General features: G+C 71.9%; 11 protein-coding genes. 7 read left to right on the forward strand and 4 right to left on the reverse strand.

Translation table 11 applies throughout. The annotated features are described in order from the left end of the window. Positions 1-96 precede the first annotated feature (96 nt). The 5 genes from pheS (at position 97) to ACH4TL_RS08155 (ending at position 6974) form a co-directional block, all read left to right on the forward strand. Positions 97-1218 carry a phenylalanine--tRNA ligase subunit alpha gene (gene pheS / locus ACH4TL_RS08135; RefSeq protein WP_398310135.1) on the forward strand — a complete coding sequence of 374 codons (1122 nt, stop codon included), beginning with the start codon at positions 97-99 and terminating at the stop codon, positions 1216-1218. Continuing rightward, complete coding sequence (gene pheT, locus ACH4TL_RS08140; protein WP_398310132.1) at positions 1218-3728, forward strand: phenylalanine--tRNA ligase subunit beta; 2511 nt, start codon at positions 1218-1220, stop codon at positions 3726-3728. Before pheS ends, pheT begins: the two co-directional genes overlap by 1 nt. Positions 3729-4010: 282 nt before the next feature. Next, positions 4011-4982 carry a PP2C family protein-serine/threonine phosphatase gene (locus ACH4TL_RS08145; protein WP_398310129.1) on the forward strand — a complete coding sequence of 324 codons (972 nt, stop codon included), beginning with the start codon at positions 4011-4013 and terminating at the stop codon, positions 4980-4982. 28 nt (positions 4983-5010) lie between these two features. After that, positions 5011-6348, forward strand: coding sequence for a transcriptional regulator (locus ACH4TL_RS08150; RefSeq protein ID WP_398310126.1), 1338 nt, complete (start codon positions 5011-5013; stop codon positions 6346-6348). A gap of 95 nt (positions 6349-6443) precedes the next feature. Then, complete coding sequence (locus tag ACH4TL_RS08155; RefSeq protein WP_398310123.1) at positions 6444-6974, forward strand: NUDIX hydrolase; 531 nt, start codon at positions 6444-6446, stop codon at positions 6972-6974. A gap of 49 nt (positions 6975-7023) precedes the next feature. Here the strand turns inward: ACH4TL_RS08155 and ACH4TL_RS08160 are convergent, their stop codons facing one another. After that, entirely contained in the window at positions 7024-7281 is a 258-nt protein-coding gene (locus tag ACH4TL_RS08160; protein WP_398310120.1) for a hypothetical protein, read from the reverse strand. A 279-nt stretch (positions 7282-7560) separates the two neighbouring features. On the opposite strand from ACH4TL_RS08160, the gene ACH4TL_RS08165 reads away from it, so the two are divergent. Beyond that, positions 7561-8349: an MgtC/SapB family protein gene (locus ACH4TL_RS08165; protein WP_398310117.1), complete on the forward strand. Its 789-nt coding sequence runs from the start codon at positions 7561-7563 to the stop codon at positions 8347-8349. A gap of 9 nt (positions 8350-8358) precedes the next feature. On the opposite strand, the gene ACH4TL_RS08170 is transcribed toward ACH4TL_RS08165, so the two are convergent. Both ACH4TL_RS08170 and ACH4TL_RS08175 read right to left on the reverse strand, forming a co-directional pair. Then, on the reverse strand, positions 8359-9216 hold the full coding sequence (locus ACH4TL_RS08170) for a 3-hydroxybutyryl-CoA dehydrogenase (protein ID WP_398310114.1): 858 nt from the start codon (positions 9214-9216) through the stop codon (positions 8359-8361). 158 nt (positions 9217-9374) lie between these two features. Beyond that, positions 9375-11651: a xyloglucanase gene (locus ACH4TL_RS08175; protein WP_398311545.1), complete on the reverse strand. Its 2277-nt coding sequence runs from the start codon at positions 11649-11651 to the stop codon at positions 9375-9377. 229 nt (positions 11652-11880) lie between these two features. Here ACH4TL_RS08175 and ACH4TL_RS08180 point away from each other — a divergent pair, with 229 nt between their 5' ends. Then, positions 11881-13125: a glycoside hydrolase family 10 protein gene (locus ACH4TL_RS08180; protein WP_398310111.1), complete on the forward strand. Its 1245-nt coding sequence runs from the start codon at positions 11881-11883 to the stop codon at positions 13123-13125. Between the two features lie 27 nt (positions 13126-13152). On the opposite strand, the gene ACH4TL_RS08185 is transcribed toward ACH4TL_RS08180, so the two are convergent. Next, a complete protein-coding gene (locus ACH4TL_RS08185) occupies positions 13153-13359 on the reverse strand; it encodes a DUF1918 domain-containing protein (RefSeq protein WP_398310108.1) in 207 nt (68 codons plus the stop codon). Between the last annotated feature and the right edge of the window lie 37 nt (positions 13360-13396).

Genomic DNA, 13396 nt, shown 5'->3' on the forward strand with positions numbered 1-13396 from the left:
CACCTTTGGCGTCCCCTGCGGTCGCTTTGTGGTCGCAAGCGTCGCAGCCGTTTCGAGCGGGGTCGCGCAGCCAGCCAACTGGAAGCACGGGAAGAGATGTCGGCACCCAATAAGTCGTACGACCCTGTCGAGGTCGAGGCACTGAAACCGGAAGAGATCGCCCGGATGCGGGACGAGGCGCTGGACGCCATCGCCGCCGCGGGGGACCTCGAGGCGCTGCGCGAGGTGAAGGTCGCCCACACCGGCGACCGCTCGCCGCTCGCCCTCGCCAACCGCGAGATCGGCGCCCTGCCGCCGCACGCCAAGGCGGACGCGGGCAAGCGCGTCGGCCAGGCCCGCGGCCAGGTCACCCAGGCCCTGAAGGCCCGGCAGGCGGAGCTGGAGGCGGAGCGCGACGCCCGGGTGCTGGTCGAGGAGGCGGTGGACGTCACGCTGCCGTACGACCGCACCCCGGCCGGCGCCCGCCACCCCATCACCACGCTCTCCGAGCGCATCGAGGACGTCTTCGTGGCCATGGGCTACGAGGTGGCCGAGGGCCCGGAGGTCGAGGCCGAGTGGTTCAACTTCGACGCGCTCAACTTTCCGCCGGACCACCCCGCCCGGGAGATGCAGGACACCTTCTTCGTCCGGGGAGCCGAGAAGAACGAGCCGTCCGGAGTGGTGCTGCGGACGCACACCTCGCCGGTGCAGATCCGGTCGATGATCGACCGGAAGCCGCCGATCTATGTGATCTGCCCCGGCCGCACCTTCCGCACCGACGAGCTGGACGCCACCCACACCCCCGTCTTCAGCCAGGTCGAGCTGCTGGCCATCGACGAGGGCCTGACCATGGCCGACCTCAAGGGCACGCTCGACCACATGGTGCGGGCGCTGTTCGGCGAGGGCATGGACACCCGGCTGCGGCCGAACTTCTTCCCGTTCACCGAGCCGTCCGCCGAGATGGACATGCGGTGCTACGTGTGCCGCGGCGAGTCCGTCGGCAACCCGGACCGCCCGTGCCGCACCTGCTCCAGCGAGGGCTGGATCGAGCTGGGCGGCTGCGGCATGGTCAACCCGCGGGTGCTCGTCGCCTGCGGCCTCGACCCGGAGAAGTACAGCGGGTTCGCCTTCGGCTTCGGCATCGAGCGGATGCTGATGTTCCGGCACAACGTGGAAGACATGCGAGACATGGTCGAGGGTGACGTGCGCTTCACCAGGCCGTTCGGGATGGAGATCTGATGCGGGTCCCGCTTTCGTGGCTGCGGGAATACGTCGACCTGCCGGCCGGTGAGACCGGCCGCGACGTGCAGGCCAAGCTCGTCGCCGCCGGCCTTGAGGTCGAGACGGTCGAGCAGCTGGGCGCCGGGCTCAAGGGCCCGCTGGTGGTCGGCCAGGTGCTGGCCATCGAGGAGCTGGAGGGGTTCAAGAAGCCCATCCGCTACTGCCAGGTGGACGTCGGTCAGGCCAACGGCACCGGCGAGCAGCAGAACATCGTCTGCGGCGCCCGGAACTTCGCGGTCGGCGACAAGGTCGTCGTCGTGCTGCCCGGTGCCGAACTGCCCGGCGGCTTCGCGATCTCCGCGCGCAAGACCTACGGCAAGACCTCGCACGGCATGATCTGCTCCGGCGACGAGCTGGGCATGGGCGACGACGGCAGCGGCGGCATCATCGTGCTGCCGCCGGAGTCCGAGGTGGGCACCGACGCGATCGAGCTGCTGCAGCTCGTCGACGAGGTCCTGGACATCGCGGTCACCCCCGACCGGGGCTACTGCCTGTCGATGCGCGGCGTCGCCCGCGAGACCGCCATCGCCTACGAGCTGCCGCTGCGCGACCCGGCCCTGCTGGACGTGCCCGCGCCCAACAGCCACGGCTACCCGGTCAAGGTCGCCGACCCGGTCGGCTGCGACCGCTTCACCGCCCGTACGGTCACCGGGCTCGACCCGGAGGCCCGCTCCCCGATCTGGCTCCAGCGGCGGCTCCAGAAGGCGGGCATGCGCCCCGTCTCGCTCACCGTCGACATCACCAACTACGTGATGCTGGAGATCGGCCAGCCGCTGCACGCCTACGACCGCTCCCGGGTGACCGGCGCGATCGGCGTGCGCCGCGCCGAGCCGGGCGAGAAGCTCACCACCCTCGACGGCACCCAGCGCGTCCTGGACGCCGAGGACCTGGTCATCACCGACGACAGCGGGCCGATCGGCCTCGCCGGGGTCATGGGCGGTGCCACCACCGAGATCGCGGACGCCGCCGAGGCGACGGGCACCACCGAGGTCGTCATCGAGGCCGCGCACTTCGCCCAGGTCTCGATCGCCCGCACCGCCCGCCGTCACAAGCTGTCCTCCGAGGCGTCCAAGCGGTTCGAGCGCGGCAGCGACCCGGAGGCCACCTCCGCGGCCGCGCAGCGCACCGTCGACCTGCTGGTGCTGCTCGCGGGCGGCTCCGCCGAGGCGGGCGTCACCGAGGTCATCTCGCCGAGCGCCCCGCACACCATCACCGTGCGCGCCGACCACCCGGACCGGGTCGCGGGCGTGGCGTACGGCCGGGAGACCGTGGTGCGGCGCCTCCAGCAGATCGGCTGCGACGTCTACGGCACGGACGACCTCACCGTCACCGTGCCCAGCTGGCGGCCCGACCTGCGCGACCCCAACGACCTCGCCGAGGAGGTCATCCGGCTGGAGGGCTACGAGAACCTGCCCTCCACCCTGCCGCAGCCGCCGTCCGGCCGCGGGCTGACCGAGCGTCAGCGGCTGCACCGCCGGGTCGGCCGGGCGCTGGCCGGGGCCGGTTACGTCGAGGCGCTGAACTACCCGTTCATCGGCGAGGAGGTGCTGAACCAGTTCGGCCTCGCCGCCGACGACCCGCGGCGCGACCTGGTCCGCCTGGTCAACCCGCTCTCGGACGCCGAGCCCGCGCTGCGCACCACCCTGCTGCCCGGCCTGCTCGCCGCGCTGCGCCGCAACGCCGGGCGCGGCGAGAGTGACCTCGCGCTGTTCGAGACCGGTCTCGTCTTCCGTGCCACCGGCGACGAGCCCCCGGCCGTCCGCCTCCCCGTCGACCACCGGCCGTCGGACGAGGAGATCGCCCAGCTCGACGCCGCGCTCCCCAGCCAGCCCCGGCGCGTCGCCACCGTCCTCGCGGGCGAGCGGCAGCAGGCCGGTTGGTGGGGCAAGGGCACCCCGGTCAGCTGGGCCGACGCCGTCGAGGCGGGCCGCACCGTGGCCCGTGAGGCGGGCGTCGAGCTGATCGTCCGCCAGGACCAGCAGGACCCGTGGCACCCGGGCCGCTGCGCCGCGCTGCTCGCCGTCGTCGACGGCGAGGAGATCCTCGTCGGCAACGCGGGCGAGCTGCACCCGCGCGTCACCAAGGCGCTCGGCCTTCCGGAGCGCACCTGCGCGATGGAGCTGGAGCTGGACCGTCTGGAGCGCGCCGGTGGCGGCGCGGTGACGTCTCCCCGCGTGTCCACCTTCCCGGTGGCCACCCAGGACGTCGCCCTCGTCGTGGACGACTCGGCCGCCGCGGCCGATGTCGAGAAGGCGCTGCGTGAGGGGGCGGGCGAACTGCTCGAATCCCTGCGTCTGTTCGATGTCTTCACCGGTGAGCAGCTGGGCGAGGGCAAGAAGTCGCTGGCGTACGCGCTGCGGTTCCGGGCGGCGGATCGCACCCTGACTGCGGATGAGGTCGCGGTCGCCCGCGACGCTGCGGTGGCCGCTGCTGCCGATCGCACGGGCGCGACGTTGCGCGGGGCCTGACCTCAGCACCACGCCCAGGGGCGCATCCCGGTACCCGGGGTGCGCCCCTTCGCTTTGCCACCTGGGGTTTCGTGGGCGGGTGCGGGCCGGTGGGTGGGTTGTGCCCACCCGTCCCTCCCCCAGCTACCGCTGGGAGGTGCCCCCTCGCGGAACGATTGCCCACAACCGTGCGGGACGGTTGCCCACAACGTCACACGATCGGGTGAGAATCGGAGGGGGCCGGTCCTTTTGGCAGTGGCTGTCGCGAGAATCGTCGCGGTTGGCTGCGAGTGGGGGCTGCGCATGATCGGGACCAGGGCGGTGTGCGGGCGGAAGCGCGGGCTGACGCTGGCGGCGGTATGGGCGGTCGGCTGCGTCGTCGTGGGGCAGCGGCACGGGCTCTGCGGTGCGCTGCTGGCCGCCGTACCCGCCCTCGCGTACGCGGTTCGGCGGCTGGTCCGGGAGCTGGAGCGGGCGCGCGAAGTGGCCGTCGCCGCACAGGAGGTGGTGCTGCGGCCGCTGCCGTCGCGGCTGGACGGGATCGAGATGGCGGGCGGCTGTCTGTCGGCCAGCCGCGGCACCGCGCTCGGCGGCGATCTGTACGAGGTGCTGGCCACCGCGCACGGCGTGCGGGCCGTCATCGGGGACGTACGCGGCCACGGCCTGGCCGCCATCGGCACCGTCGCCGCCGTGCTCGGCAGCTTCCGCGAGGCGGCGCACGAGGAGGCCGAACTCGCCGGTGTCCTCAGGCGGCTGGACCGGGCGCTGCGCCGCCACCTCGGCGACGATCACGGCGAGGAGTTCGTGACCGTCCTGCTGCTGGAGATCGGCCCCGCGGGGGAGGTGACCGCGCTCAACTGCGGTCACCCGTGGCCGTACCGGCTCTACGAGCAGCCCGTCGGCCCGGCGATGGCCCGGCAGACCACGCCAGGGGACGTCCTGCCGCCGCTCGGCCTCTTCCCGCTCCCCGCCGAACTGCCCCTGGCCCGCTGCACCGCACTGCGCCCCGGGGACGCGCTCGTGCTGCACACCGACGGCGCAGAGGACGCGCGGGACGCGCACGGCACGTTCTTCCCGCTGCGCCGCGCCCTCGGCGAGGCGGCCGGGAGCGGACCGATCGTTCCCGCCGCGGTCGTCGGGGCACTGCGCACCGCCGTGCTGCGGCACACCGGCGGACGGCTCGCCGACGACATCGCGCTGGTGGCGCTGCGCAACGACCGCTGCCCGCTGCCCGCGAGCTTCACACCCCGTGTGAAACGGACTTCACTACGCTGAGAGGCGCAGAGTCCACCGGGAGGGCGACATGGAGCCCAACACACTGCTCGACTCCGTACTCGACGAGGCCGGGATCTCCCACGCAGGGCTGGCCGCCCACATCAACGAGGCGGGCCGGGCACGCGGCATGAAACTGCGGTACGAACACACCGCCGTGGCCCGCTGGCTGAAGGGACAGCGGCCGCGCGGCCAGGTGCCGGACCTCATCTGCGAGGTGCTCGGCGAGCGGCTGCACCGCGCCCTCACCCTCGACGACATCGGCCTCGGCACCCCCGGCACCCCGCGCGCCCCCGCCACCCCGCTGTCCGGCTTCGTCGAGCGCGCCACCGCGCTGTGGCGCTCGGACGAACAGCAGCGCCCGCACGTCATAGGAGCCCCCGCGGTCACCGGCACGCCCGCCGTGATCCCGGTGTGGGAGTGGGAGAACCCGCCCGAGGACTCGGACGTCTCCCGCCACGGCCTCACCCGCGTGTCGATGACCGACCTGGAGATGCTGCGCGCCGCCCGCGCCCACTACGAGCAGATGTACCGCAAGGCGGGCGGCATCGCGACCAGAGCCCGGGTCGTGGGCTTCCTCAACTCCGAGACCGCGCCCCTGCTGCGCGGCGCGTACGGCGACGACATGGGCCGCCAGCTGCACCGGGCGACCGGCGGGCTGGTCGCCATCGCCGGGATCTGCGCGTACGACTCCAACGCCCACGGCCTGGCCCAGCGCTACTTCCACCAGGCCCTGCGGCTCGCCAAGGCCAGCGGCGACCGGGGGCTGGGCGCGTATGTGATAGCGCTGCTCGTCACCCAGTCGCTGTTCATGATGGAGTTCCGGCAGGCCGTCGCGTTCGCCGAATCGGCGCTGCGCGCAGCGGGTTCCCAGATCACCCCGGCGCTCGCCGCCGATCTGTACGCGATGCAGGCCAAGTCGTACGCCCGGCTCGGCGACGGGCACAGCGCCCTGGCCTGCATCCGGCGCGCCGAGACCGCCGCCGAGCGCATCAAGCCAGGCCAGGAGCCCGACGAGACCGGCTATGTGCAGCCGGGCCTGGTCAACATCCAGGTCGCGGAGGCGCTGCTCAGCCTCGGCGACCTCGGCGCCGCCCGGGAGCACGCCACCGCCGCGGTCGGCACGCCCGCCCACGACCGGGGCCGGGTGCACCGGCTCGCCATGCTCACCCACATCGAACTGCGCCAGGGAGACGCGGACCGGGCGGGCGCCACCGCGGTCGAGATGACCGAAAGGGCCCGCGGCATGGAATCCCAGCGGTTACGCGACCGGCTCCGCGCGGTACGCGAGCACCTGGCAGCCCACGGGTGCGCCGCGACGCACGAGGCCGCCGAACTCATCGACGGAGCCCTGCGCGTGCCGCTCTGACCGCGGCCGCCACCGCGCGGCCCCCACCGTGGCCGCGCCCTCGTCAGCGGTTGGCCGCGAGGATTGCCATCTCTCCGACGGAAGGTGGCCGACCAATGCGATGGAAGAATCTCACGGAGCAGACCGTGTACGAGAACCGATGGTTCCGGGTCAACCTCGCTGACGTCAGACTCCCCGACGGCCGTCATCTGGACCACTATCTGATCCGCTTGCGGCCGGTGGCCGTGGCGACGGTCGTGAACGAGGCGAACGAAGTACTGCTGCTGTGGCGGCACCGTTTCATCACCGACAACTGGGGCTGGGAACTGGCCGCGGGTGTCGTCGAGGACGGTGAGGACATCGAGATCGCGGCGGCGCGCGAGATGGAGGAGGAGACCGGCTGGCGCCCGGGACCGCTGCGGCATCTGCTCTCCGTGGAGCCGTCCAACGGGCTCACCGACGCCCGGCACCACATCTATTGGGCCGAGGAGGCCGAGTACGTCGGTCCCCCGGAGGACGACTTCGAGTCGGACCGCCGCGAATGGGTTCCGCTGAAGGTGGTGCCCGACCTGGTCGCGCGCGGTGAGGTGCCGGCGGCGAACATGGCGGCTGCCCTGCTGTTGCTCCACCACATCCGCCTGGGCTGAACCCCACCGCGCGGACCACGGCAGGCGTCGGGGCACCGGCCGCGAACGGCTAGTGTCCCGCCGCCTGCCACACCGCCAGCGCCAGCGCGGATACCCCCGTCAGAGCGGCGATGGAGGGCAACGGCCAGCGCCCGTGCTCCAGGACGCGGACGCGCCCGGCCAACTGGTCCAGCTCCTCCTCCGACTGCTCTCCGCGGTGGTCGTGCAGGATGAGCCGGCCGTCGACGCGGGCGAAGCCCACTTCGACGCTCCGGCGGAGTTCCGCGAGCTCCACGGCTGACGCGGACTGCTCGGGCTCGGTGGTCACGGGTTTGCTCCCCTTCCGGATGTACGTCCGTGCTGCACTGTTCACGCTCCGAGTCAACCGCGTAACGGGGCGGCGCGGGAGAGTGTGTGGGGATTGTGTGTGAGTCACCGGCGCACACCCCGTGCGAATCCGGGGTGTACCAGGGCCGACGGGTGCGGTTACCGTTCCGCTTCCCGTGCCTTCGGGCCGATGTCGGGTACGGGTGATGTGATCGTCCCCGGGCCGCGTCGTCACAGTCCGTACCGATGAGCACAGGCCGTCCAGAGAGCGAGGTGCGACGTGTCACAGATCGCCGCTCCGATGTGGGAATTCGGCGCCGACCAGGGCGTCCGGCAGTTCGCCGAACTCGGCATCGCGCTGGTGCTGTCCACCCTCATCGGACTGGAACGCGCGGTGCAGCAGAAGAGCGCGGGCTTGCGCACCCACACCCTGGTGGGCGTGGGCAGCGCGCTGTTCATGCAGGTGTCCCAGTACGGCTTCGCCGATGTGCTGTTGCGGGAGCACATCACTCTGGACCCGTCCCGGGTGGCGGCGCAGATCGTCTCCGGCATCGGCTTCATCGGCGGCGGACTGATCTTCGTGCGGCGGGACGCGGTACGCGGTCTGACCACCGCCGCCACCATCTGGCTGACCTGTGCCGTGGGAATGGCCTGCGGTGGCGGGCTGGCGCTGCTGGCCACCGCGGCCACCGCGGTCCACTTCCTGGTGGTGCGCGGCTATCCGCTGCTCACCCGGCGCATGTCGCCCGTGTGGTCGGCCGAGCGGGTCGAGGTCCAGCTCTCCTACCGGGTGGGCAGCGGGCTGCTGCCACGCGTCCTGGAGCTGTGCACCGCCGCCGGATTCACCGTGCAGCGGGTGCGGGTGGACCGGGCGCCCTGGAAGGGCCGGGACCGTACGACCCGGGTGGTCCGGGCCGAGGAGGAGGCCCGCCCCGCGGACACCGGCGTCGCCGAGGTGCAGCTCGCCCTGGAGGGCACCGGCGATGTGCTCCGGCTTGTCGGTGAGATCTCCGAGCTGGACGGCGTCCTCGGCGCGGACGCGGGGGAGGACCTGGACACGGGCGACTGACCGCCCGTATCAGTACTCGTAGAAGCCCGAGCCCGTCTTACGGCCGAGCCGCCCCGCGTCGACCATGCGCAGCAGCAGCGGGGGAGCGGCGTACAGCGGCTCCTTGTACTCCGAGTACATCGAGTCGGCGATGGCCGCGATGGTGTCCAGGCCGATCAGGTCGGACAGCTTGAGCGGGCCCATCGGATGGGCGCAGCCCATCTCCATGCCGTTGTCGATGTCCTCGCGGGTGGCGACCCCGGAGGCGTACATCCGGATGGCCGACAGCAGATACGGGATCAGCAGCGCGTTGACGACGAAACCGGCCCGGTCCAGCGCGTGGATCGCGTGCTTGCCGAGCACGCCCTCGACCAGCGCCTCGGACCGCTTGATGGTCTCCTCGCCGGTGGTGAGCGCCGGGATCAGCTCGACCAGCGACTGCACCGGCGCCGGGTTGAAGAAGTGGATGCCGATGACCTGGTCCGGGCGGGAGGTCGCGACGGCCAGCTTGACCAGCGGGATGGACGAGGTGTTGGAGGCGAGGATCGCGTCCGGGCGGGTCACCACCTGGTCCAGCACCTGGAAGATCTCGGTCTTGATCTGCTCGCTCTCGACGACGGCCTCGATGACCAGATCGCGGTCGGCGAACTCCCCGAGGTCGGTGGTGAAGCTCAGCCGCTCCAGCGTCGCGTCCCGCTCCTCCTCGGTGATCTTGCCGCGGGCGGCGGCCTTGTCGAGGGAGGTGGTCAGGCGGGTACGGCCGATCTCCAGGGCCTCGCCGGTGGTCTCCGCGACCTTGACCTCAAGGCCCGATCGCGCACACACCTCCGCGATGCCCGCTCCCATCTGGCCGCAGCCCACTACTCCGACGCGTTCGATGTCGGTCACATCGTGCCTTTCGCTGAGCTCGTGATCCCCCTGTCGCCGCAGACGTTACCCTCCGGTTAGGCGTGGGGGACGGGCCGGGGCGGCATTGGCCCGCCCCGGCCCGCCCGTGTTCACGGTGTGCTGATCGGGCCGTTACGACACGTCTCTGCGTCACATTCCTACGGCACGTCCCCGCGCAGGATTCCGCGGCCGTTCGTCCCGACGTAGACCCGGCCGTAGACCCGTGGGTCGCCGGTGATGGTGGCGCCGGTCCAGCCCCACTGGTGGGCGTCGTCGTTGATCCGGGTCCAGCTCTTCCCGGCGTCGGTGGAGCGGAAGATGCCGCGCACCCCGCCGATCTTCGCGCTGGTGTAGAGCGCCTGGTAAGAGGCGCCGGGCGCTGCCTTGCCGAAGCCGATGGTGTCGGCCTGCTCGACGCCGGGCACCTTGGTGAAGGTCGCGCCGGAGTCCGTGGAGTGCCACAGCCCGTACGCGCCGCTCGCCGTGCCGCCCGCGAGCCAGATGTCGCCCTCCGCGCCCGGTACCGCCTTGAAGCGCACGCTCTCGGCGGGCAGCCCGGAGGTCGCCTTGGCGGTGAAGGTCGCGCCGCCGTCGGTGCTCGCATAGAAGGTGCCCGACTTGTAGCCGTAGAACTTCTTGGGGTTCTTGCGGTCGGACTCGACCACCGCCCCCGCCGGGATGCCGCTCGACGCCGTCCAGGAGTTGCCGAAGCCGGTGGTGCGGTAGACGGACGAGGCGCCGTCCGGGCTCCAGACGAAGCCGCTGCCGTCCGCCGCCGCGGCCACCGTGCCGCCGCCGGTGACACCGGGCGGTTCGGTGCCCTGGAACCAGTTGGCGCCGTTGTCGGTGGAGAAGGCGATGCGCGGGGCGGTGTCGTTGTTGCCCACCCGCACCACGGTGTTCGGGCTGCTCTCGGCGTAGTCCAGACTGGTGGACGTGGTGAACGACGGCGAGGCGTACATCTTCGCTGGCACCGTGTCGAGATCGGTGTGGCGGAAGCCGCCGATGTCGCCGAGCGCGCTCAGCAGCGGGGCGCCGGACGGCGGGCTGGCCAGGTCGTTGACCGCGGTCTCCTCCAGGCCCTTCACCATCGGCGTGATCTTCGCCTGGCCGCCGGAGTCCCACGCGGTCAGGTTCTCGGTGCCGTAGACCGTCGCGCCGGTGCCGTACATCATCCGGTTGGAGTCGAACGGGTCGATCTCCAGCGCCTCGGTCATCCAGCCCAGCTTCGGGGTGACCTCGGGCGGGCTGGGGTTGGTGCCGAAGGACAGCCAGGGGACGGACGAGATGTCCTGGGTGTAGCGGAAGGACCGGTTCGGGTAGCTGGTGTAGTCCCAGGCCCGGGTCCAGGTGGCGCCGGAGTCGGTCGAGCGGAAGATCTGGGTGTCCGGCCACCAGGAGCTGTAGCCGGTCACCATGAGCGTGCCGGGCTTCTGGCGGTCCACGGTGAGCCCGCTGTAGCCGAAGTAGGTGTCGGCGTCGGCCATGGGGCTGATGTTCTTCCACTCGCCGGTCGCGGTGGCGTACCGCCACACCTGGCCCTTCCCGCCGTCGTACGGGCCGCCCTTGTCGCTGGTGGTGAGGTAGAGGTAGCCGTTTTTGCTGTCCAGGACGCCCTTGTGGGAGAGGTAGCCGGTGGGCTGCCCGGCAAGGCGTGACCAGGTGGCGCCCGCGTCGGTCGAGCGGTAGACCGTGTTGTCCTTGTCGGCCACGCCCACGTAGATGGTCTTCGTGGCGCTCCCGGACGAGCCGGTGCGCTCGTCGAACGTCACCCACACCACGCCCTGGTTGTCGCTCGCGTAGCCGCTGGTGTCGCTCGGGTCCTGGACGTAGTTGCCGGGGTTCGGGAAGGAGGTCACCTTCGACCAGCTGACCCCGGAGTCGGTGGAGCGCCACAGGCCGTTGCCGCTGGGCGCGCCGAGGTACAGCACGCTGTTGCGGTTCGGGTCGACGGCGAGGCGTTCACCCATGCCGCGGCCCGGCATGTTGCCGCCGAGCTTGAAGGGGAGCGTCGTCGACTGCCAGGTGGCGCCCCGGTCGGAGGAGCGCAGGACCGCGCCGTTGCCCGGGTCCCAGCTGTTGGTGTACGTACCGGCCGCCGCGTACACCTTGTCCGGCGCGACCGGGTCGCTGGCCAGGCTGACCACCCCGGTCCAGCCCCAGTGGTCCCAGCCCACCGAGTCCAGCAGCGGCACCCACCGCTTGCCGGACTGGTCCCAGCGGTACGCGCCGCCGATGTCGGTGCGGGCGTAGGCGAGGTTCTTCTCCTTGCGGTTGAAGACGATGCCGGGGACGAAACCGCCGCCGTCGATGCGGACGTTCTTCCAGCCGTAGCTTTCCGCCACCTGCCGTGGTGTGGGGGAGTCGTCGGGGCGGGCCGCGGCGGGGGCGGCGGCCGCGGTCAGTAATCCGCCGACGAGTGCCAGCGCGGCCATGAGCGCGCCGAGCGGTGTTCTCCTGCCTCTGCTGCTGCCTCTGCTGCGCACGGGAACTTCCTCTCCGGGCGTGGGGGTGTGATGTGTTGGGAGCGCTCCCATGCGTGCGTGCTTTCGATGCTAACGGCCGGATGGCCCCGCGAGAAGAGTGAAGTCCGGAGGTAGCCATTGCCGCCCGCTCCCAAGGCGCCCATCATCGGCGGGAGTTGCGCCTGAGTGAGGAGTCAGCATGGGTCGGATCACGGGCATCACACGGCGAAGCCTGACGGCCGCGGCCGCCGGGGCACTGGCCACGGCCGTCACGGCCGCCACGGCGAGCGAGGCGGCGGCGGACGGGCCGGGGCGCCGCAGACAGTTCCGCGGGATGTGGCTGGCCACGGTCGCGAACCGGGACTGGCCGGCGCGCCCCGGGCTCCCCGCCGCCGAACAGCGGGCCTCGCTGCTCGCCTTCCTCGACACCGCCGTCGAGCGCCGTCTCAACGCGGTCGTCTTCCAGGTCCGGCCCACCGCCGACGCGCTGTGGCCGTCCCCGTACGAGCCCTGGTCGGAGTGGCTGACCGGGGTACAGGGCCAGGACCCGGGCTGGGATCCGCTGGGCACCGCGGTGCGCGAGGCGCACCGGCGCGGTCTGGAGCTGCACGCCTGGTTCAACCCGTACCGCATCGCCAACCACGCCGACCCCACGAAGCTGCTCCCCACCCATCCGGCCCGGCTGCACCCCGAGTGGGTCGTGCGTTATGGCGGCAAGCTGTACTACAACCCCGGACTGCCCGAGGTCCGCCGCTTCGTCCAGGACGCGATGCTGCACGCGGTCGCGCGCTACGACATCGACGCCGTCCACTGGGACGACTACTTCTACCCCTATCCGGTGGCGGGCCAGGTCTTCGACGACGACGCGGCGTACGCGCGCCACGGCGCGGGCTTCCCCGACCGGGCCGCCTGGCGGCGCAACAACATCGACCTGCTGGTGCGGGAGACCGCCGCGCGGATCAAGCGGCTGAAGCCGCAGGTGCGCTTCGGCATCAGCCCCTTCGCGGTGTGGCGCAACCGCGCCACCGACCCGCTCGGCTCCGACACCCGCGCCGGGGTGCAGACGTACGACGATCTGTACGCGGACACCCGGCGCTGGGTGCGCGAGGGCTGGATCTCGTACGTCGTCCCGCAGGTCTACTGGAACATCGGCTTCGCGGCCGCCGACTACGCCAAGCTCGTGCCCTGGTGGGCGGATGCGGTGCGGGGCACCGGCGTGCACCTCTACATCGGCGAGGCGCTGTACAAGGCGGGCGATCCGGCGCAGCCCGCGCCCTGGCAGGACCCGGCGGAGCTGTCCGGGCACCTCACCCTCTGCGCGGACCATCCGCAGGTGAAGGGGAACGTGTACTTCTCGGCGAAGGAAGTGGCCGCCGACCGCAACGGCGCCATGGCGCGCGTGGTCGCCGACCACTATCCGTGCCGGGTACGTCCGCCCCGCTGAGCCCGGCCCGCGGCCGCGGGTCCGCTGCTACCGCGGCCGCTGTCCGGCGGGCAGGTGACGTACGACGGAGTCGGGTCCCGGGGAGAACAGGCATTCATGACCGTCGTCCTCGTAACGGACGCGGTACGGCGGTTCGCCGTGGTCCCCGAGCACTTCGATGATCTCTGCGGTCCGGTCGTGCAATCCGACAACCCTGCCGTGCACCAGCAGCTTGTCGCCTACGGTCGCCTCCATCTGCGTGACCTCCTGTAGTACGGCTACCCGGAGGGCA

Source organism: Streptomyces sp. NPDC021115, from assembly GCF_044333065.1.
Taxonomy (GTDB): Bacteria; Actinomycetota; Actinomycetes; order Streptomycetales; family Streptomycetaceae; genus Streptomyces.